The 21,172-nt window shown below is 70.9% G+C and carries 16 protein-coding genes; 3 read left to right on the forward strand and 13 right to left on the reverse strand.

Features of this window, described 5'->3' with window-relative positions; all coding sequences use genetic code 11:
• Nucleotides 1–94: 94 nt before the first annotated feature.
• The 8 genes from ACZ7GX_RS17750 to ACZ7GX_RS17785 all read right to left on the reverse strand — a co-directional run bounded on the left by ACZ7GX_RS17750 (nucleotide 95) and on the right by ACZ7GX_RS17785 (nucleotide 10,238).
• Entirely contained in the window at nucleotides 95–1,360 is a 1,266-nt protein-coding gene (locus ACZ7GX_RS17750) for a hypothetical protein (RefSeq protein ID WP_498777893.1), read from the reverse strand.
• Nucleotides 1,353–1,958 carry an O-methyltransferase gene (locus tag ACZ7GX_RS17755; protein WP_498777895.1) on the reverse strand — a complete coding sequence of 202 codons (606 nt, stop codon included), beginning with the start codon at nucleotides 1,956–1,958 and terminating at the stop codon, nucleotides 1,353–1,355. The genes ACZ7GX_RS17750 and ACZ7GX_RS17755 overlap by 8 nt, the downstream gene beginning before the upstream one ends.
• Nucleotides 1,959–1,976: 18 nt before the next feature.
• Nucleotides 1,977–3,347 carry an MATE family efflux transporter gene (locus ACZ7GX_RS17760; protein ID WP_498777897.1) on the reverse strand — a complete coding sequence of 457 codons (1,371 nt, stop codon included), beginning with the start codon at nucleotides 3,345–3,347 and terminating at the stop codon, nucleotides 1,977–1,979.
• Nucleotides 3,348–3,373: 26 nt separating this feature from the next.
• Nucleotides 3,374–4,630 (reverse strand): hypothetical protein, encoded by a 1,257-nt coding sequence (locus ACZ7GX_RS17765; RefSeq protein WP_498777899.1) that lies wholly within the window; start codon nucleotides 4,628–4,630, stop codon nucleotides 3,374–3,376.
• Nucleotides 4,614–6,497, reverse strand: coding sequence for a S9 family peptidase (locus ACZ7GX_RS17770; RefSeq protein WP_498777901.1), 1,884 nt, complete (start codon nucleotides 6,495–6,497; stop codon nucleotides 4,614–4,616). Before ACZ7GX_RS17770 ends, ACZ7GX_RS17765 begins: the two co-directional genes overlap by 17 nt.
• Nucleotides 6,494–8,668, reverse strand: a complete 2,175-nt coding sequence (locus ACZ7GX_RS17775; protein WP_498777903.1) for a SagB/ThcOx family dehydrogenase — start codon at nucleotides 8,666–8,668, stop codon at nucleotides 6,494–6,496. Before ACZ7GX_RS17775 ends, ACZ7GX_RS17770 begins: the two co-directional genes overlap by 4 nt.
• A 581-nt stretch (nucleotides 8,669–9,249) precedes the next feature.
• The gene (locus tag ACZ7GX_RS17780) at nucleotides 9,250–9,876 is read right to left on the reverse strand and encodes a hypothetical protein (protein WP_498777905.1); all 627 of its coding nucleotides are present in this window, start codon (nucleotides 9,874–9,876) and stop codon (nucleotides 9,250–9,252) included.
• A 155-nt stretch (nucleotides 9,877–10,031) separates the two neighbouring features.
• Complete coding sequence (locus ACZ7GX_RS17785) at nucleotides 10,032–10,238, reverse strand: hypothetical protein (protein ID WP_498777907.1); 207 nt, start codon at nucleotides 10,236–10,238, stop codon at nucleotides 10,032–10,034.
• Between the two features lie 486 nt (nucleotides 10,239–10,724).
• Between ACZ7GX_RS17785 and ACZ7GX_RS17790 the strand changes: the two genes are divergently transcribed.
• The gene (locus tag ACZ7GX_RS17790) at nucleotides 10,725–12,191 is read left to right on the forward strand and encodes an arabinofuranosidase catalytic domain-containing protein (RefSeq protein ID WP_498777909.1); all 1,467 of its coding nucleotides are present in this window, start codon (nucleotides 10,725–10,727) and stop codon (nucleotides 12,189–12,191) included.
• A gap of 409 nt (nucleotides 12,192–12,600) precedes the next feature.
• Here the strand turns inward: ACZ7GX_RS17790 and ACZ7GX_RS17795 are convergent, their stop codons facing one another.
• From ACZ7GX_RS17795 to ACZ7GX_RS17810, 4 genes are all read right to left on the reverse strand, one after another.
• Entirely contained in the window at nucleotides 12,601–13,587 is a 987-nt protein-coding gene (locus ACZ7GX_RS17795; RefSeq protein ID WP_498777911.1) for an ABC-2 membrane transporter-related protein, read from the reverse strand.
• Nucleotides 13,584–14,489 (reverse strand): ABC transporter ATP-binding protein, encoded by a 906-nt coding sequence (locus tag ACZ7GX_RS17800; protein WP_498777913.1) that lies wholly within the window; start codon nucleotides 14,487–14,489, stop codon nucleotides 13,584–13,586. Before ACZ7GX_RS17800 ends, ACZ7GX_RS17795 begins: the two co-directional genes overlap by 4 nt.
• Nucleotides 14,486–14,881, reverse strand: a complete 396-nt coding sequence (locus ACZ7GX_RS17805) for a GntR family transcriptional regulator (RefSeq protein ID WP_077005197.1) — start codon at nucleotides 14,879–14,881, stop codon at nucleotides 14,486–14,488. Before ACZ7GX_RS17805 ends, ACZ7GX_RS17800 begins: the two co-directional genes overlap by 4 nt.
• Nucleotides 14,882–15,245: 364 nt before the next feature.
• Complete coding sequence (locus tag ACZ7GX_RS17810) at nucleotides 15,246–17,459, reverse strand: RCC1 domain-containing protein (RefSeq protein ID WP_498777916.1); 2,214 nt, start codon at nucleotides 17,457–17,459, stop codon at nucleotides 15,246–15,248.
• A gap of 411 nt (nucleotides 17,460–17,870) precedes the next feature.
• Between ACZ7GX_RS17810 and ACZ7GX_RS17815 the strand changes: the two genes are divergently transcribed.
• Together ACZ7GX_RS17815 and ACZ7GX_RS17820 are read left to right on the forward strand one after the other, a co-directional pair.
• On the forward strand, nucleotides 17,871–18,680 hold the full coding sequence (locus tag ACZ7GX_RS17815; protein WP_498777918.1) for an MBL fold metallo-hydrolase: 810 nt from the start codon (nucleotides 17,871–17,873) through the stop codon (nucleotides 18,678–18,680).
• Between the two features lie 10 nt (nucleotides 18,681–18,690).
• A complete protein-coding gene (locus ACZ7GX_RS17820) occupies nucleotides 18,691–19,146 on the forward strand; it encodes a winged helix-turn-helix transcriptional regulator (protein WP_498777920.1) in 456 nt (151 codons plus the stop codon).
• Nucleotides 19,147–19,325: 179 nt separating this feature from the next.
• Here ACZ7GX_RS17820 and ACZ7GX_RS17825 read toward each other — a convergent pair whose 3' ends face one another.
• Nucleotides 19,326–21,086 carry a family 43 glycosylhydrolase gene (locus ACZ7GX_RS17825; RefSeq protein WP_498777922.1) on the reverse strand — a complete coding sequence of 587 codons (1,761 nt, stop codon included), beginning with the start codon at nucleotides 21,084–21,086 and terminating at the stop codon, nucleotides 19,326–19,328.
• Nucleotides 21,087–21,172: the final 86 nt, after the last annotated feature.

Consider the following 21,172-nt stretch of genomic DNA (forward strand, 5'->3'; position numbering starts at 1 on the left):
GATCCACGGCGGCGACTCACCCCTCCTCACGACCGAACATGATCCACATCAGGCTGGCCCGCCGCCACCGCAGTGATCATTTTGTTAGGACCTCTTAGCCGGCCTCGAGCAGTTCGCGCGGTTCGACGGCGGTCGCGTCCAACTCGAGGCAACGGCCCATCGCGTGGCGCGCCGCACCTCCGTCACCGAGGGCCAGGTGGCACTGTCCGGCGCGGTACCAGGCGACGGCGCCGGCGCCGGTGGCCAGTTCCCCGGCGTGTTCGTACCAGCGCGCGGCCTGCTCGACGTGGCCGATCGCCAGGTAGGCGTCGCCGACGGTGGACCGGGCCTGCACGCAGTACGGGTCCAGAGCGATCAGCCGCCCGCACAGCGCGGTCACCTCGTCGTGATCGGCCGGCTCGACCCCGAGGGCGAGGCGCAGCCGCATTTCCACCAGGTAGCGCTCGTTCTCCAGGGCGATCAGCTCGTCCGCCGCGTCCCGACCGCCCGAGGAGACCACCTCGGCGTGACAGGACTCCGCCAGGTCCGCCTCGTCGGCGGCACGTGCCCGGTCCGGTCCTGCGGCGCTCAACAGCGCGACCGCGCGGTGGAACCGGCTCCGCACGAGTGCGGCCTCCCAGTCGTCCTCCGCCGCCGGCACGGCGGGGAACACCGACCGGCCGGTCCGTTCGAACCGCCACCCCACCGTCAGGTCGAGCCCGCCGTGCAGCGTGTGCCCGATGCCCTGGAACGCCGACGCAAGGCGTACCACCGGGTCCTCAGCGTGTTCCGCGAGCTCGCGGAACACGGCCAGCGCACGGTCGCGCAGGCCGGGCGTCACCACGGCGACCTTGGCGAGGTCGTACCGAAATCGCTGGTGGGCCGCCGACCCGTCGGAGGGCCGGTCCAGGTCGGCCAGGTCCAACGCGAGCCGGTGATAGGACAACTGCGCCAGCTGAACCACGACCAGGCTGCGTCGCCGCCAGTCCAGCGCGTCCATCCGCTCGATCGAGCGCACCAGCGTCCGCCAGGCGGGTGTGCGCCGCTCGGGCGGCAACTCGCTCGGCGTGCGGGCTTCGTAGCCGGCGAGGCCGGCGTGCCGGATGACCTGGTGCCGCAGCCCGGGCACGCTCACCCGGGAACACCACGACCACCGGTCGGACGTCTCGTCCAGCCACTCGTTGACCGGCCGGATCAACCGCAGCCGCACCGGCGCCAGGTCGCTGGCGCCCATGTCGACCAGCGGGCGCCAGAACGGCTCCAGCCGGTTGTGCGGCGGCGCCGGCCGACCGGTCACCGCGGGCGGTGAACCACGCGAGTCCGACCGGGTGTAGACGCGTCGGAAGGCCCCCGCCGGCGTGCCGGCCGCGCTCTCAGTCACCGGACGGACGGCGGTAGGTGGCGACCAGCAGACCGGAGGCCCAGTCGACGAGGGTGGCCACCAGCTCGGGTTCCCGCACGATCTCCTCGCGCAGCCGGTGCACCCGAGGCAGGTGCTCGTCGGTCCACTTGGGCTGCGGCAGCAGGTCGTCGGCGAGGAACAGCGCCCCGTCGGCCAGGTGCCGGTACACCAGGTCGCGCCGTTCGAACTTGGCCGTGGTGGTGTCGACGAAGACCAGGTCGAACGGCGGCCCGTCATAGGTTTCCAGCCATTCGGTCGCGTCGGCCGTGACGACGTGCACCCGCGGATCACCCGCGAAGGTCTTCCGGCAGGCGTCGGCGATCCTCGGCGACTGCTCGATGGTGGTGAGCGTGGCGTCTTCGTCCATGCCGTCGAGCATCCAGCCCGTGCCGACACCGGTCTGCGAACCGAGCTCGAGCAGGCGGCCGCCCGGTTTGCTCGCCGCCATCGTGCGCAGGAACGCGCCGGTCTCCGGCGTGGACGCCAGGGTCAGGTTGGCCCGACGTGCGATGTCCCGTGCCCGTGCCGCCAGCGGCGGTTCCGGCACGACCACCGCGTCGGTGGCTGGTTTCGTCATCTGCTTTCCTCCGCTGTCTCAGTTTCCCTTGGCCGCCGCGGTTTCCGACTCGCGGACGAACCGCCGCGCCCAGATCTCCAGCAATGAGCCGCGCAGCAGCCAGTACGCCACGACCCCGCAGAAAACCCCGACGACGCCGAAGTCGAGCAGCTCACCCAGCAGCCAGGCGATCGGGAGCTGCGCGACGATCGCGGCGGTGAGGTTGCCGTACATGTCCAGCTTCGTGTGCCCGAACGCGCGGACGATGCTCACGTTGGTGAGGTTCCAGGCGATCAGCGGGATCACGACCCCGATGACGATGAGCGCCTGACCCACCTGTGTCCGCACCTCGGGGAACGTGGTGAACACCCCCGCGATCTGCTCGCGCAGCAGGATCAGGGCAACGCCGACCGCGAACCCGGGCAGCAGCAACGTCGACCGCCCGGCCCGCCACGTCCCCCGCACCCGGCTGGTGTCACCGGCCCCGATCGCACGTCCGACGAGAATCCGCACCGCCGACGAGAACGCGGTGCCCAGCCCGTAGCACAGCACCATCACGTGGAAGGCGATCCGGCCACCGCCGAGCGCTGCCGTGCTCAACCCGCCGACGATGGCGAAGAACACCGCCGTGCTCGCGTAGTCCAAAGCGGTCGACACCATCGCCGGGACGGCCAGGCGCGGGATCGACGTGTCGAAGTCGACCGGTTCGGGATTGCTCGTGCGCAGCCGCTGCCACAGCTTCGCGCGCACGGCCAGGGTGACGAGCAGCAGCAGGCCCAGCAGCGAGGACAGGCTGGTCGCCAACCCGTTGCCCACCGCGCCGAGCCGGGGGAACGGTCCGGGGCCGTAGATCAGCAGCCAGTCCAGCACGATGTTGCTTCCCGCGGTGAGCAGTCCGGCGAACATGGGCAGCCGGGCCAGCTTGTAGGCGTTGAACGTGGCGGCGACGGCGCCGAAGATCACGCCGAACACCAACGTCGGCGCGACCGCGGCGAGGTACTGCCCACCCATGACCGCGGCGTCCGGTCCGGCGTCCGACGCGACCAGCCGGGTCAGCTGACGGCCGAACAGCACCGTGACCGCGACCACCAGCACCACGACGACAGCGGACAACTTCGCGGTCGACCGGAGCGACGCGGCGATCCGCCTGCCGTCGCCCCTGCCGGCCAACCGCGCGGCGAGGATCTGGTGGCCGGCCACGGTCGCGAGTGCGAGCGTGCTGAACACGTCGAAGACCGCGGCGGCGCTCGCCACCGCCGCGAGTGGCAGCGCGCCGTAGTGGCCCATCATGGCCGTGTCGATGACCCCGGCCAGCACCGAGGACAGCACTCCGACCACGAACGGCAGGCCGAGTCGGAGGATCGCGCGCCGGTCGGAGTCCGGTGCCGCGTCCGTGGCATTGGTGCTCATGTCGCTCCCGCGTCCGGTTCGTCGGGTCAGGCGGAAACGCCGGCCCGTTCGAGGTACTCCCGCGGCTGCACGGCGGTCGTGTCCAGCTCCAGGCACCGGCCCATCGCGTTCACCGCGTCGCCCAACCGGCCGAGGATGTGGTAGCACTGCCCGGCCCGGTACCACGCCATCGCACCGGCGCCGGTGCCGAGCTCGCCGACCCGCGTGTACCAGCGTGCCGCCTCCTCGTAGGAGCCGATCGCGGCGTACCCGTCGGCGACGACCATCCGCGCCTGCAGGCAGTGGGGATCGATGGCGAGCAGCTGGTCGCACCGCCGGCGGACCTGCGCGGTCAGCTCCGGGTCGGGTGCCCGGCTCGCCGCCTTGATCAACGACTCCAGCACGATCCGCCGGTTCTCCACCGCCACGTACTGGTCCGGGCCGTTCTCCGGCGCGGAGGAGAACAGCCGTTCGCTGAGTTCCCAGGCCTGCATGACCTCCGTGTGCGTTTCGGCGAAGTTCCGCTCCCGCATGCGCAGCAGGGCGGCGGCGCGGTGGAACCGGCTCGTCATCAACAAGTCGAGCCAGGTGGCGTCGGCGCCGGCGGACGGCTCGCCGTAGGACTCGAACCGGCGCGCCAACTCCAGGTCGCGCCGCATCCGCACCGCGTAGCTGATGCCCTGTCCGGCCGCGGCCAGCCGCAGGACCGGATCGTCGGACCGTGTGGCGAGGTGCTCGAACAGGTCGGCCGGCGACTGGGTGGGCGCGGACAGGTAGACATTGGCCCTGGCGACCTCGTACAGGTAGTGGTCGGTCTCCACCGACCCGTCCGGCCGGTGGTCGGCGGACAGCGCCGCGGCGACGCCGTTGAACGACAGCTGCACGAGTTGGAAGATCACCAGCCGCCGGCGCAGCGGCGGCAGGTCGGCGAACCGGTCGAGCGCGTCCACCAGCACCCGCCACTGCCTGGTGCGCAACCGGTCGGGCAGCTCGCGCGGGTCACGGCAGGCGTACTCCGCCAGGCCGGCGTGCCGGATCACCTGGGTGCGCAGGCCGACGACGGAGTGGCGGGCGAACCACGCCCACGAGGTCGACTCCTCGTCGGCGAGCCAGTCGTTGACGTAGCCGATGGCCTGCAACCGCATCGGCGCGTACCGACTCGGCGCCATGTCGATCAGCGGTCGCCAGAAGATGGCGAGCCGGTTGTGCTCGATGTCGGGCAGCCCTGTCGGGCAGGGGAAGTAGCCGCGCGGATCGGTCCGGTCGTACACCGGATTGATCGCCGGCTCAGTTCGCGCGGCCATGACTCTCCACGAAGGACTGGATGTGATCGAACAACACTGCCCGGTTCCTGTTCGACTTCACCTGGTGGCCCTCGTCGTCGAACCGCAGGTAGGTGACGTCGACGCCGAGGTTCCGGGCGGCGGCGACGAACTCGTCGACTTCGTCCACCGGGATCCGCGGATCGCGCACGCCGTGGGCGATGAACAGCGGCGGGCAGTCCTCCGTCAGCCGGTGACGGGGAGACCGCTCCCGCAGCACTTCGTCGGCGTCCTCGCGAGGTACGGCGCCGAGGATCTGCCTGCTCAGCGAGCCGGCGATCGGGCTGAAGAAGGCAGGCGACCGAGTCGCCAGCCGCACCAGGTCGCACTGCGGGCTGATCGCGATCGCGTAGCGGACCAGGTCGGGTCGCGTGGTGGCGGCCACCAGCGCGGCGTAGCCGCCGTACGACGAGCCGAAGAAACCGACCCGGTCCTGGTCGACCAGGCCACTCGCGACGCCGTGCGCGACGCCGTCGTAGAGGTCCTGCTGCATGGCGCCGCCCCACTCGCCGAGCCCCGCCCGCCGGAACTCCCTGCCGAACCCGCGCGAGCCGCGGAAGTTCAGGTGCAACGAGGAGAGCCCCAGCAACGCCAGGTACTGGGCATCCGCGTGGAACCGCCAGTAGTCCCGTGCGGCGGGTCCCCCGTGCACCATCACCACGGTGGCGGCAGGCTCGGCCGGCGCGTCCCGGGGCGCGAGGCGGTAGCCGACGATCGGTTTCCCGTCGGTGGCCCGGTAGCAGAACGAGGTGAGCTGCGGCAGTTCGCCTCGTGGCAGATCCGGGCGGTTGACCAGCAGCGTGGCGTGTTCTCCGGTCGCCGGGCGGCACCGGACGTACTCCAGCGGCCCGTCGTCGTGCACGACGCAGACCAGCCACACCTCGTCGGTCGCGTCGCGGTCCAGTACCACCGGTTCCGCGCCGTCCGCCGCACCGAGGTGGCCGGCGACGGCCGCGACCTTCTCGGCCATCCGGCCGGACAGCGGGAGCTGCTGGAACCGCTCGCCGAACACCGCGCACAGGTCGGGCGTCGCGGTGATCGGGTCGAACCACACGCCGTCCGGGCCGATCGGATAGCCGGCCAGGTCGAGTTCGTCGTGCCGGGCGATCTCGGTGATCTCGCCCGTCTCGGTGTCGATCCCGAGCAGTCTCCTGGTCGGGGCGTCCGTGCTGGTCAGGAGGTACAGCGTGGTGCCGTCGGCGTTGAACCCGGGCACGGCGAGGTCGGCGACCGCGTCCGGTTCGATCGGGATCGTGGTCTCGCGCGCCCCGCCGGACGCCCTGACGACGACGACCGTCGAGGCGCCGTCACGACCGAGGCGCACCCCGCCGCGCGGACGGGACTGCCGGTCGACCAGCCAGCGGTGGTACCCGGGGTTCGGCTCGTCGAGCAGGACTGGCCGGGGATCGTCCAGGTCGACGTGCCAAAGCCGCGTCACCCGGCTACCGGGTTCGCGGGCGCTGTAAGCGACACCGGCGTCCCCCAGCCAGTACTCGGTAACCGGACCGGTGGCCACCGGAACCACCTGGTCGGCGTCGAGGTGGTAAGCCGTCAGCGCCCAGGTCTCCCGGCCACGCGGTGCGTGCAGGAAGGTCAGCCACCTGCCGTCCGGTGTCCACCGCGGGTCGCGCACCGCGCCGTCGTCATACGTGGCAACGACCCGAACGGGGCCGGGACCGTCGGCCACGGACGTCATCACGCACACGGCGTCGCTCGACTCGGTCCGCCGCACGAACACGACCGCGGTGCCGTCCGGCGAGAGCCTGGGCGAGGTGTTGGTCTCCAGCGCCCGCAGCGCCGACCTGAGCACCGGCGAGATCGGCGGCCGGCGCGGTGCGTCGAGGGTCATCGCGATGCCCCGGTCAGCTCGTCGCCCAGCGGGTCCTCGTCGGGGTACACCCCGGCGGCACCGCGGGACACGCCCATGGTGAGGGTGTAGATCGGGCCGTGGCGACGTCGGGACAAGCCGTGCATCGCCAGGTAGGCGCTGTCCTGCTGAGCCGGGGTCACCAGCGTGCTCAGGCCGTAACCGGCGCCGAGGACGATCAGGTCCTGGGCGACGGCGCCGGACCACGTGTACAGGCTGCGCAGCCCGGTCTCGCCGGGCCGCCGGCGCTGGTAGGCCGGGAAATCCGCGACCAGACCCAGCGTCCAGCTTGCCGATGACGGGGAGCGCATCCCCTGGAGAGCCGCGATCATGTCGGTGCGCAGGTCGCCCGCGCGCACCAGTTCGATGCTGTGCTCGCGCGGGTGGTACCGGTAGGCGCCCGGCTCGACGCCGCTCACCCGGTACGCGGCAACGCAGATCACCCAACCGGCGCCGATCGCGTCGTCACCGTCACGCAGGTGTGCCAGGCCGTACCTCAGCAGGCCGGACAGCACGGCCGCGGGCACCGGACGCCGGACGTAGCTCCGACCCGACCGCCGGCTCAACAGCAGGCGCGAGATCGGGACGTCGGCGGGTTCGGCGGGGCCGGGCAGCGCCACCTGGCGACCGCCGGGCACCTCGGTGGGCGCAGGTGCGCCGGAGGGGTCGGCGTCCGCTGCGGCGGGCCGGCCACCCGGGCGCCGCGATGCGACGTAGAGCTGATCCGACGGATGCCACCCGCGACGCTGCCAGTGCCGCAGGCCGGGCGCCAGCGCCGCCCGACGGACCTCGTCGGCGGGGTCGGCCAGGTCGGCGTGCGGGCGTTCGTCGCGGAGGATCGCCTCGGCGAGGTCGACCGGGAGGTGGCGGGTGGTACGGCCGGTCACCGTGTCGGCGACCTCGATCTCGGCCTTGTCGACCTGCGCCACCGGCCGGATGCGCGTGCCCACCGGCCAGTGGACGCCATCAGGCCTGATCGGCTCGGGCGGGAGAGCGTGGATGATGGCTGGTTCGGCGGGTTCGGCAGGGCGGGCCTCGGGGGTCTCCGACTCGACACCGCCCCACAGACCGACGCTCATCAGGTATCCCTCGGCCATGCCGTCGAGTCCGAGCAGCGACTCGACCGTCGGCGCATCCGTGGCGTCGTCGACGACGGCGCGCAGGCCCGCGGACTCGGCGGCGAGCCGCACGGTGCCTGCGACGTGCCCGGCGTCCATGTGCACGGTGCGAAACGTCCTCGGCTCGCGATAGCGGTACATGTTGCGCTCGAAAACGCTGGTGACGACGACGATCGCGGCGGCGGAGGCGATGTTCGGAAACACCGACCGAATCGTCTTCTCGTCCACCCCGTCGGACCGGACGAGGCGAAGGCTCAACGGCCGCGTGGTCACGTGGTACCAACCGGAACGCATGCCGGGCACCTGGCGGACGGCGACATATCCTTCCGTGGGATGACGTCCACCACCGGACGGTGACGTGCGGCGCAGCAAAGGCGCGGAATCGGTGATCGGAACACGTTCCCTGATGACGCCGAAAGCAAGGGATACCGTGGCCAGGAACGCATCCTCACTCAGGGGGCGCTTGAGCGCCGACCCAGTCCAGAAGGTCGAGGCGGGCGTGCTCTCGATAATGTCTTCATGCGGCTCCGGAACGTCGATACCCGGCCGTTCGAGGTAGTCTTCCTTGTACCGGTCGTCGTCAGGCTCGACGGCCTGGTAATCGCGCATGCGCGACTGATCGATACCGATCGCAGCAGCCTCCGAATAATCCACGCAGGGATAGTCGAACGCCAGGAAGTGGTACTCGGCGGCTTCCCGCCAACCGGCGCGGTCCCACTCCTCGACAAGTTCGAGCAGCCATTGCTGGTCGGGATCCGCCGATATCGACTCCGCGTCCACGAGCAGGCTGCGGGCGAGCAGGTCCGAGATGCGCGCCGACCAGGCCTCCACACCACCGTCAACCCCGGCGAACCGCGCCAACCTGGCCGCCAGCGCACCCGGTTCCGTCGGCTCCGCAGCCGCGGCGAGCACGGCCGCGATCGACCGCGTCACGGTGAACCGGCGCTTGCGAAGAAGGTCGTCGACGACCCAGCGATTCCCCGTGGCGTCATTTGGCGGAATGATCCGGGCCGCCGGGCTGAGCCGCACGAGCATTGTCCCCCCTCATAACTGGTTCGACATTGGCTTCAGGGCGGAGCATGGCCGACCACGTTGACATGATCGGCCATGCCCGCCTATCTGACCGATCAGTAAGCGTCGGCCTGCAGGAGCATGACCTCGTACTCGGCCGTCTCCTCGACCTCGTTGGCCACCTCGATCGCCACAGCTGCCTCCATTGGATTTCACCCCCTCTGTTCCGTGGATAACATCGACCGCGACCGACACCGAAAAAGGGTGCCAAGCAACGGCCAGGACAGTGGATTGGCAAGGAAGACTACGAACGCCCATCCGCGACGTTCAGCGGTCGCACGATGGCCACGCCAGGTTGTAGTGCCATGAATCCCCCCGGTCCATTGCCGCACTCGTGTTGAAGACCTGGCCGCCGCCCCCGCTGATGAGCGGGTACTCCCGGCGTCGCTGCGATATATCCCCATGGTGTCAGGCCGGCGATTTCGTCTGTGTCGGGCGAACACCCGACAACCGGCGGACCCGTCAACGACCCCCGTCGACCGACCGCAACAGCGCCACCGCGTCGAACGACGGGCTCTCACCCGCACGTCCGGGGCGAGCCGGTGTCAGCCGATGCGGAAGGACCCGATCACTCCAAGTCCGCTGAGCACGCCGACCACCGACAGCGCCAGGCACGTCACCGCGGCCGACAGAACCCACGCACGGCGGCGTGATGCCGTGACGACCACGAGGCCGAGCGCGGCCCAGAGCAGCCCTTCGGCCAGGAACCACGGCTCGTTCAGCAGCAGGTCCTGGAGGTCGGCGACTCGCTGGTCGTACCACCGCCACACCTCCGCGGGCAGCACCACCGGGTGCGCGCCGGTGAGGCTGAAGACCCGCAGCGTGCTGTTGACCAGCGCGTGGGTGCAGCACCCGACGGCGGTGAGCCACCCGAGCGCGGGCAGCGCGCGGCGCAGCAGCGGCACCCGCACGGCGACCGGCGGCAGCACCGCGGCGACGAGGATGATCGCCGCGCCGATGGCGTTGATGGCGCGGAACGTGGTCTCGGACACCGGCTCGCCGATCATGCCGACCTTGCCGCCGAACGCGTAGTACGCCCGGTAGCACGCGTAGGCGAACGCCCACAGCGCGAGCAGCCACGCGAGTCGGCGGTCGGCGCCGAGCCGGGGAACCGGTGCCCCGCCCGACCGCGGCGGAATCCGGGCCGGCACCGCCGGCAGTGCAGAAGACATGGTCGTTCCACTCTCTGGCGGGGACGGGCGGCGCGCCCGTGCGGGTCACGGTCGGATTTCGCCCGTGACGGTCGCACGACGACACTGAGGGTTCACTGAGATCCGGTCACCGGCACCATCCATTATGGACTGTCGCGACCACCGCCTCGCACGCGCTACCGGCAGCTGATCCCGGCCAGGTCGAGCATGCGGCACAGGTCGTGGAAGCCGTGCACGCACGCGGCTCGGAGCGCGTCATCGGGAAGGACGCCGGTGCGGAGGCTCGCGACGAGCAGTCCGGCCCGCTGCCGGAAATCGGCGATCGCCGCGTCCAGCGCCGGCCGGAGCGCCACCGCCTCCTCCGCCGCGACCAGTCGCATCACCCGGAGCACCGGCCCGCTGGAGTCGGCGCCGCGGTCGGCGGTCGACTGGCGAGGTTGCCCCGTTGGCCGGCTACCGCACCTGTTGCACGACAGTCGAACCGATTCGACTCACGCCGCCAGGGTCGTCGCAATGTTCGCCACAGCACAAAGCTGGGACGTTCTAGGAACGCTTATCAGCACCATTGACACCTTTCGCGATCTTAATTTACGCTCACGCGAACCGGTTCGATACGGTTTTCTCGCCGATCCGCGCCTTCCTCCCTCTTCTGGAGGAGTCCATGGACGCCTGCTGTCCAGACCGACCCAGGCACACCTCGACATCGACGACACGGCTTGCAGGACCACGGCCCACTCCGTCGTCACCCGGTCGGACGAGTCGACCGGCGGTGCCCAACCTGATTCCGAGAAGCCGACCTGGGGCCACAGCAGCGCTTCCGGCCTCGGTCGGCACTCACGCCGTGGTGCACACGAAAGGCAGAGATTGGTATGAGCAGCCGATCCGGCCGCCTCACGGCGGCCTTCGCGACTACGTTCGTACTCGCCATCACAGCCGGACCGACCGTGCTTCCCGACGCACCGAGCGCCCAGGCAGCCGCATCCGGACCGTGTGACATCTACGCCTCGGGCGGCACACCGTGCGTGGCCGCGCACAGCACGACCCGGGCGCTGTACGGCGCGTACAACGGAGCGCTGTACCAAGTCAAGCGGTCCACGGACAACACCACGCGGGACGTCGGCGTGCTCAGTGCGGGCGGTGTGGCCAGTGCCGCCACCCAGGACTCGTTCTGCGCCGGCGCCACCTGCCTCATCAGCATCATCTACGACCAGAGCGGCCGGGGTAACCACCTCACGCAGGCACCCCCAGGCCACTGGCCCGGCCCACTCCCCGGTGGGTGGGACAACCTCGCCGTCGCGACGGCCGCCCCGGTCACCGTCGGTGGACAGAAGGCCTACGGCGTCTACATCTCGCCCGGCACCGGGTACCGCAACAACCGGACCAACGGCGTCGCGACCGGCGACCAGCCCGAGGGCATCTACGCCGTCGTCGACGGCACCCACTACAACCAGTGGTGCTGCTTCGACTACGGCAACGCGCAGACCGACGGCCAGGCCGACGAGCGCGCCATCATGGAGACCGTCTACTTCGGCGCCAACAAGCAGTGGGGTTACGGAGACGGCGCCGGTCCCTGGGTCATGGCCGACCTGGAGTGGGGCCTGTTCTCCGGCGTGAACGCGGGGTACAACCGGAACCCGCCCATCAACCACCGCTTCGTGACGGCGATCGTCAAGGGCGAGTCGAACCACTGGGCGATCCGGAGCGGGAACGCGCAGTCGGGTGGCTTGACGACCGTGTTCGACGGGCCACGCCCCGCCGGCTACCACCCGATGAAGAAGGAAGGGGCGATCCTGCTGGGCATCGGCGGCGACAACAGCGTCTCCGGCGCCGGTACGTTCTACGAAGGCGTGCTGACCTCCGGATACCCGTCGAACGCCACCGAGGAGGCCGTGCAGGCCAACATCGCGGCTGCCGGGTATGCCCCGACCGGCGGCGGCAACCCGCGGCAGAACGTCCAGGTCGTGGGCAGCCAGTCCAACCGGTGCGTCGAGGTGCCGAACGGCTCCACCGCCAACGGGCTCCAGGTGCAGTTGGCGGACTGCCAGAGCGTCGACCGGCAGCGCTGGACCTACACGTCCGACCGAAGGCTCCAGATCTACGGCAGCAAGTGCCTCGACGCCAGCGGTCAGGGCACCGGCAACGGCACCCAGGTGATCATCTGGGACTGCAACGGCCAGGCAAACCAGCAGTGGGACGTCAACTCGAACGGCACCATCACCGGTGTGCAGTCCGGCCTGTGCCTGGACGCCGACGGCGCCGGGACGGCCGCCGGCACGAAGATCATCCTTTGGTCGTGCCACGGCGGCGCGAACCAACGATGGGGCCTACGCGGTTGACCGGACGTCGCCGCCGGGCTTCGTTCCCCTCCGACCGCCCGGCCGGGGCCGCACAGCCGATGCCACCACGGGCCTGGCGCCCGACAGCGGCGGCACCGCTGTCGGGCCCGGTCGTGGTCGGCCAGGCCGCGACCGTCGGAACTGCCGGGTCGCGGTGGCCCCGACGCCGGGCGCCAGGTCGCCTACCCGGGCCACACCGCTCTCGCTTCCCTCTCCTGACCGCCTGCACGAAGCTCCGCCGCACCCCAGGAGCCCCTGTGCCAGACCCGACCCTGGTGTGCCCGCGTCCGCGAGTCACGCCCGGACGGCCACTTCGGCGCGTTCCACCCTGGCACGGCATCGCCGGCTCGTCCCGGTTTCGTCGAGCCCGGCGGCCGGCACCTCGCTGCGATGGGCGAGCACGGTGCGCTCAGAAAACTCGGCGTTTGATCCGCCACACGACGAGTGCGAGCAGGGCTGCGGCGAGGCCGACGAAGATGGCCGCCTCGACGAGTTGGAACCTCCAGAAGCGATCGGCCGGGTGGTACAGGACCCATTGCTGGATACCGCGCTCGTGCAGGTACGCGCTGAAGTCCACTCCGGCGCCCCGTGCCGCGACCTCCATCTCCACGGCGTCGTAGACCGAGAGGTGACGGCCGGACGGATCCGCGTAGCCCGAGGCGATGATCCAGTCGGCGCGGTCACCTGCCGGTATCCGGGAACCTCCGGCGTCGAGGGTCGCGTCGTCGGCGGCCACGCGTTCCATGGTGCTCAGCGGCGCCTGGACGTTCGGGCGCAACCAACCCGCCACGACGACGCGGACGGCGAGGTAGGCGCCGAGCGCGACCGCGAGCGCGGGCAGGCTGCGCCGCAGCAGTGCACCCGCCGCCGTGGCGGCGGCGAACGCGAACAGCGCGTACCCCGCCGGAACGAGTCCTTCCAGGTCGAACGCGTCGGTCGTGAACCGGCTGTTGAGCACGTCCAACGGCTGCCGGTACCAGGTGATCGACGCCGTGAGCGCGACGGCGAGCGTCGCGGTCAGCGCGCCCAGGGCACCCAGTTTGACCGCCAGCCAGCGCATCCTCGGCACCGCCTGGGTCCAGGCGAACTGCCAGGTGCCGGCTTCCAGCTCGCGGGCCACCAACGGCGCGCCGAGAAACGCGCCGATCAGGAACGGCACCAGGTTGAACAGGGACAGCATCTTGGACGCGTACCCGTGCTCCTCGTTCAACCGCCTGATAGCGGTCGAGCACGCGTCGGAACCGTCGGCCAGCCCGCCCGCGCAGGCCGCGGCGCCGTCGGGGAACAGGGAGCGCATCGACGACCCGGCGACGAGCAGGAAGAGGCCGATCGCCGCCACCAGCAGGCTCAGCGTGAACACTTCGGCGCGATGTTGCCGCCAGGTCAGCCACGTCATGCCGGCACCTCTGAGACGGCCGGTGCCTCGATGTCGTGCCGGGTCGGTCGACGCAGGTAGGCCAGCACCAGGTCTTCCAGCCCGATCGGGTCGGCCTGCCAGCCGGGCGCGGTCGGCCCTCCGCCATCGCGCACCAGCAGCGTGGTGTGCCGGTCGCTGTGGGATGCCTCGACGACCGTGCCCGCCTTGTCGAGATCGGCGGTCGTGCGCGGACCGACGAGCAGCCGGTGCTCGGCCAACAGCGTCTCGATGTCCCCGGCGAGCGTGACCCGGCTGTGGTTGAGCACGATCAGGTGGTCGCAGACGCGCTCCAACTCGGGCACGACGTGGGACGAGAACAGGACGGTCATGCCGTCGGCGGCGACCGCGCCCATCAGGGCCTGGAGGAACTCGAGTCTGGCCACGGGGTCGAGGCTGGCCATCGGCTCGTCCAGGACGAGCAAGTCCGGCCGCTTGGCCAACGCCAGTGCCAGCGCCACCTGGGCTTGTTGGCCGCCGGAGAGGGCACCCGCCTTGCGGTCCAGCGGGATGTCCAGCTGCGCCAGCCGCCGTTCGGCGAGGCCCTGGTCGAATCGCAGGTTGCAGGAGCGGCCCAGGTGGAGCAGGTCCGCGACGGTGAAGTGCTTGTAGAGCGGGTGCTCCTGGGCGAGGAAGCCGATGCGGGACAGCACCTGCGGGGTATTGGCGGCCGGGGACTGGCCGAGCACCTCCACGGTGCCGGACGTCGGCGCGAGCAACCCCACCACCAGGCGCAGCAGCGTGCTCTTGCCCGCACCGTTGGGGCCGACCAGCGCGATCACCCGGCCGGTCGGCACGGACAGGGTGCAGTCGCGCAGCGCCCACGTCCGACGGTAGCGCTTGCCCAAACCGTCGGTTCGGAGCGCGTACTCGGTTGTTGTCATGCGATGTTCTCATTCTTCGCTCGGTTGACGACAGCGGTGAAGAGCGCGTTGACCGCCTGCTCGTCCAGACCGGCGGCGTGGGCCCGGTTCAACCAGGTCTCCAGACCGCGCCGCAACGAGGTGTACGTCGCGGCGGACATCCCCGCCGTCGGCGCCTCGTTGACGAACGTGCCCTGCCCGGGGCGACCGGTGACGAGATCCTCCTGCTCCAACTGCCGGTACGCCTTGGCGACCGTGTTCGGGTTGATCGCCAAGGTCTCGGCCACCTCGCGGATCAACGGCAACCGGTCACCTTGCCGCAGGAAGCCCAGCAGCACGGCTTGACGCACCTGCTGGACGAGTTGGAGATAGGGCGGCACACCCGAGCGGTTGTCGATCCGGAAGACGAACATGAACCCCTCCCTGCTTTACTAGTGACATAGTAAAGCAGTAAAGATCGCCTGTCGGCAAGCAGCCGCATCGGGTGCGGAGGGGATCCGGCCGCCGTGGGCGTGGCCGCCGGCGGGCAGGTAGTCGTGCGGGCGCCGGCTCAGGTCCAGGGCGGCTATCCACTGGCGCACAGTCGGCGAGACGATGGTGCCGTAGCCGGCCGTGGTGGTGTTGACGGACGAGGAACGCGAGACCCTGACACGTCGGGCTCGGCGGGCCGAGTCGTCGCAGGCGTTGGCGCAGCGGTGCCGGATCGTGCTCGGCTGCGCCGACGGTGGGTCCAAAGAGGCGGGTGGGTGCCGGTGATCGCCGGCACCCACCCGGTTCTCACGGGTTCGGCACCAAGGCCTGCCCACCGTCGCCCAGCGCGGTGACGGTGCCGAGGTCCGGGCCCTGGACGGGCCGCAGCGCGGGGATGCCGCTGGGCTGGGTGCCGAGGTCGCCGCTGGAGTTCGAGCCCCACATCCAGAGCCGACCCGAGGCGTCGAGCACCTGCCCGCCGTAGATGTGGCTGACGACGTCGACCGCGCCGGTGATGCCGTCAACGCGCACCGGCACGGTCTTGACGCAGTCGAAGCAGTCGCTCCCGTCGCCGAGCGCGCCGGACGAACCGTGGCCCCACGACCACACCGTGCCGTCGTTGCGCACGGCGTAGCCGTTGTAGCTGTCACCGTCGATCTCGACCACCCCGGTCAACCCGGAGACGCGCACCGGGACCCGGGAGACGCCGCCGGTCGTGCCGTTGCCGAGGGCGCCTTCGTAGTTGTCGCCCCACGCCCACGCGGCGCCGTCCGCGGTGACGGCGAACGCGGTCGCCCCGCTCGCGGCGATCTTGACGACACCGGTGAGCCCGCTGACCCTGGTCGGCACGCTCGACGACTCGGAGGTGGACCCGGTGCCGAGCTGGCCCCGGTGGTTCCAGCCCCAGGCCCAGACCGTGCCGTCGTTGCGCAACGCGTAACCGCTCTCCCAACCGGCCGCGATGGCGGTGACACCCGTGAGCCCGGGGATCTGCCGGGGTTCCACCGGGTGGGCGCCCACGCCGAGGCCCCGCGCGCCGGAGCCGTCGCTGCCCCATGACCAGACGGTCCCGTCGCCCCGCAACGCGTAGTGGTTGCCGGCCAACGCGTCGGCGACCGCGACGGCCCCGGTGAGCCCGGCCACCCGCACCGGGATCGGGACGACGGCGGAGGCGTACCAGGCCTCACCGAAGTCCGGGCCATTGCCGCCCCAAACCCACACCGAGCCGTCGGCCAGCGCCGCGGTGTTCGACGCCAGCGACACCAGGCCCGACAACCCGTGCAGCGGCTTCGGCAACGACGAGGACGTCGTCGTCCCGTTGCCGAGCTGCCCGTGGTTACCGCCCCACACGTAGGCGCAGTCGCGGAGGCACGGCACGGGCGGCACCGAGAAGTACCCGGCCAGGTCCACGGCGACGTGGGTCTCACCCGCGTTGTTGTAGGCGTAGAAGCGCGACTCGTCGACGTCGTACTGGATCACGACCACGGCGAGGTTCGCCGCCGTCTGGCCGCGCGCCAGGTTCAGGTTGGACGTCTCCGGGCGATCGCGTTCGACCTGCCAGGCCGTGACGTGCGTGTCGGCCGTCGGCGCGATCCCGGTCATGTTGACCACGGCGCCGATGGCCTCCGCCGGCACCGCCACGTCCGGCACGACACCCCGCGACCGCTGCGGCCCGATGGGCGTGGAGTTCTGGTTGGCGTTCCCGGTGCCGTTGCGGGTGTCGAAGATCCGCCGCGGTGCGACCGGGGTGAACACCGCTCCGTACTCCGGCGTGTAGAACCCCTGGATGTCGACGACCAGGTCGAGCTCACCGGCGTTGTTGTACAGGTTCACCAGCCGTCCGGCGCCCAGCGCGACGGTCGTGAGGTTCGGGTTGGTGCCGCCGACCGGCACGTTGACCGTCGAGGCGGTCGGCCGGGCGGCGCCCGCGGGCCACGCCGTGACGTACGTGTTCGCGGTGGCGCGGGCGGCCGTCACGTTGAGCACGACCGCGGTCGCCGAGGCGGGCACGGTCCGCGACAGGTCCAGCGTCGTCGTGCCCCCTGGCCCGACGTGCCCGCCGCGGTACTCGTCCATCACCCGGGACGCCCGCGCCGGGATGAACTTCGACCCGCCCGAGGTCGCGTAGTACCCGGCCAGGTCGGCGATGACGTGCGTGCTGCCCGCGTTGTTGTACAGGTCGACCACGCGGTCCGCCCCGACCGCCACGGTCACCAGGTTCGCCCGCGTCTCGCCCGCCCGGAGGTTCAGGTTCGACACCGCCGGCCGGGCCCCGCCGTGCGGCGAGACCGTGACGTAGGTGTTCGCGGTCGGCTCGGTGCCGGTCAGGTTGAACACCACCGCCGTGGCCGACGCCGGCACCCGCCCGGCCAGGTCGAGGGAGATCGTGCCCGCGGTCCCGATCGGCCCACTCCCCGAACGGGTGTCCAGCACCCGGGTCGGCGACAACGCCGTGTAAGTCGACCCAGCGGCGGCCTGCGCCTCGGCCACCGCGGGGAAACCGGCCGGAACGACCGCCACCAGGGCAACCGCCGACAGAACAGCGGTGAGCAACCGCATCGAACACCCCCAAGGTCACGGATCCCCCGACCCGCGCGGGACGCTACCGCTCAAATCCCGACGGCACAGCACCTTTCGGCGAATTCACGCGGGCACAGGCGGGCCTCGCGGTGCCACAGGTGTGCCGCGGCCCACGCACTTGCAAGTGCGTACTTCCCTTCAGAGAGTCACTCCCTGAAAGTGAGTACGTGAACAGCGATGGCCAGGCACGCAGCGCTGTACCTGCTCGCCGGCCACGCCATACCGACGCACCCGTCCCGATAGTCCACCAGGAGAGACGACCATGTCCCGTCCCGCTGCCCGCGCGCAGGTGCGCGTCGGCCCGACCACCGTCACCTACCTGCCCGACGGCCATGCCTGGCTCAACCCGCCGTGTTCTTCCCGGACAGCGTTCCCGGCGGTTGGGCGACGCACGACGCGTTGCTCGACGAGCGCGGCTGGTTCCCGGTCAGCATCGGCTCGTTCCTGATCCGCGCAGCCGACCGGGTCGTGCTGGTCGACCTCGGTCTCGGGGCGGTCGACTTCGTCCTGCCCGACGTGGCCGAGTTCCGCGGCGGTGGCCTGCCGGCCGCTCTGGCCGCCGAAGGACTGTCCCCCGGCGACGTCGACACCGTGGTCTACACCCACCTGCACCACGACCACGTCGGCTGGACGACGGACGTCGCCCCAGCTCCGAACGCCCCGACCAGGCGGGCGGTCACCGGGCTGACGTTCCCCTCGGCACGGCACCTGGTCAGCGAGGCCGAATGGGCGCACTGGCGCGGCACCGCCGAGCTCGTCGGGCCGGACCCGGTCGCCGTGCAGGCACCGCTCTCCGGCGTGATCCGCTTCGCCGGCGACGGGGACGTCGTCGCGCCCGGGGTCCGGCTGCTCGCCACGCCGGGCCACACCCCCGGGCACACCAGTCTGGAGGTGACCGATCCCGGCGGCGACGATCCGCGCCGCGTGATCATCCTCGGAGACGTCATGCACTGCCAGGTCCAGGTCACCGAGAGCCGCTGGAGCTTCGCGTTCGACGTCGACCCGGACCAGGGCGTGGCCACCCGCGAACAACTGCTCAAGGAGCTGGAGAACGACCGCACGATCCTCGCCGGCGGGCACTTCGCCGGGCAGGTGTTCGGCCGGGTCCTGGCGCCGGCGTTGCTGCGGGCGTGGGCCGGTGGAGCAGGCGGCATCGAATAGCATCGCGGACATGACCACGCCACGCAGCCGCCGGCCCCGGCCTGGCACACCGGGGCGAGTGCTGGCGTGGCTGCCCGACGGCCGCCCGGCGGACGTCTACAGCGCGCCCTGCCCCTCCCGGCAGGCCCTCGACCGGATCGCCGACAAGTGGACCGCGCTGATCGTCGGGTGCCTGTCGACGGGAACCAAGCGCTACAGCGAGCTGCGCCTCGCGATCGACGGCGTCAGCGAGAAGATGCTGACCCAGACGCTGCGCAGCCTCGAACGCGACGGCCTGATCACCCGAACCGCGTACCCCACCGTTCCGCCCAAGGTCGAATACCGCCTGACCGACCTCGGCCACACCCTCACCGCCCCGCTGGCCGCGATCCGCGACTGGGCGGAGACGCACATCAACGAGATCAACGACGCGCGATCGCACTACGACAGTGGTTCGACCATCGACTCCGGTGTGGACGGTTCCTGAGTCACACCGTCCACACCGGACGTCCGCCAGACCGCCTTCGGTCATGCTCGGAGGCTACTACCGTGCGAGTGGTCGACTGTAGAGACCGTTCGGTCTGGCTAATCGTCCCTGACCGCGAGTGGCGCGCGCCGTCGGCGAGGACGGGCGCGCGGCACTGCGTCACCGTCGGCCCGGTGTCGTCACACGCGGGTCCACTTCTGGTTGTCCTGGCCGTTGCAGGTCCACAGGATCAACCGCGTGCCGTTGGCGGTGGCCGCTCCGTCGGCGTCCAGGCACAGCCCGGCGCGCACGTTGCGGATCGAGCCGTCCGAGCCCGACGCCCACTTCTGGTTGTCCTGGCCGTTGCACGACCAGATCACCACCCTGGTGCCGTTGGTCGTGCCTTGCTCGTAGGCGTCCAGGCACCGGTCGCCGAACACCCGGAACTCGCCGCTCGGGGTGGTCGTCCACTGCTGGTTGGCGCCGGCGCCGCAATCCCACAGCAACACGGTCGTGCCCAGGGCCGTGGAGGCGTTGTCGACGTCCACGCACCGGTTGGACCCGACACCGCGCAGCCGTGACGTGACGTCGCCGGACGAACCGCCGGCCGAGAACTGCCACCAGTCCACGTTGAACAGGAAGCCGCTCCCACCGGTGTAGCGCAGGTACACGTCCTGGTTGCCGGAGGCGCCGCTGACGGGGCAGGTCACCGATCGCCACGCCTGCCAGCCGCCGGTGTTGGGGACGGTGCAGCGGCCCACGACCGTGCCGGCGGCACTGCCCAGGCGGACCTCGATCGTGCCGCCGGAGGTGGCGGAGGCGACGCGGGCGGTGAAGGACGAGGCACCCGCGCCGAAGGCGACGTTGCGGACCTTGGTGTAGTCGCCGTTGTGGAGGGAGCCGATGTTCATGCCGCCCTCGGCGGAGGGTTCGGTTTCGATGCCCGAACCCCAGGCGATGGTCTCGGCCTCCTGGCGGACGTAGGGGTTGAGCACGTCCACCGGCGGCGGGCCGGCAGTGGTCATGGTCATCTGGGGAATGGTGCCGTCACCGTTGTAGGTGAACTTCTCGATCGCCACCGATCGGGCGTAGCCGCCCCCGCCGGGCAGGGCGCCGTTGTGGTAGAAGAAGTACGAACCGCCCTTGTAGTCGACGATGCCCGGGTGGTTGGTGAAGCTGGAGCCCTGGGTCGGCATGACCGTGCCGCGGTAGGTCCACGGCCCGGTGGGGCTCGGGGCGGTGGAGTAGGCGATGAACTCCGAGCAGCACTTGGCGGCGAAGATCATGTAGTAGAGGTTGTCGCGCTTGTAGACCCAGGGCGCTTCCTCGTACAACGTGGGTCTGGTCGCGTGACCGGTACGGGTGCCGAACCCGGCGGTGGTCAGCGGGATCTTCGTCGCGCTGCCGGAGAACGAGATCATGTCGGCGTTGAGCCGCACGTACCACAGGTTCGGGTTGCCCCAGTACAGGTACGCCTGGCCGTTGTCGTCGATGAACGCGTGCGGGTCGATCTCGCCGTTCTCCACCAGCGGGCGGCCGATGGCGTCGCGGAACGGGCCGGTGGGGCTGTCCGAGACGCCCACGCCGATGGCCATCCCGCCACCGCGGCGGCGGACCGGGACGTACCAGTAGAACTTGCCGTTGCGGGCGATCGTGTGCCCCGCCCAGGCGTTGGCGTCCGCCCACGCGAACGTGCCGAGGTTCATCGGCACGCCGTGATCGGTCCAGTTCACCATGTCGGCGGAGGAGAACACCCGCCACTCGCGCATGGTGAACGTGGTGGAGCCGTCCTCGTCACGTCCGGTGTAGACGTACACCCGCCCGTTGTGGACCATCGGTGCCGGGTCGGCGGTGTAGATGTGCTGGACGATGGGGTTGTCGGCCCTGGCCGTGGCCGGGAACAGCGCCAGGGCCGACATGACACCCACGGCCCAGGCGAGCAGGCGCCTTCGACGTTGCACGGTTGTCTCCTTCGATGGGGGGTGCCGGGGGGGGGGGGGGGGGGGGGGGGGGGGGGGGGGGGGGGGGGGGGGGGGGGGGGGGGGGT

Source organism: Actinosynnema sp. NPDC037264 (assembly GCF_055603705.1).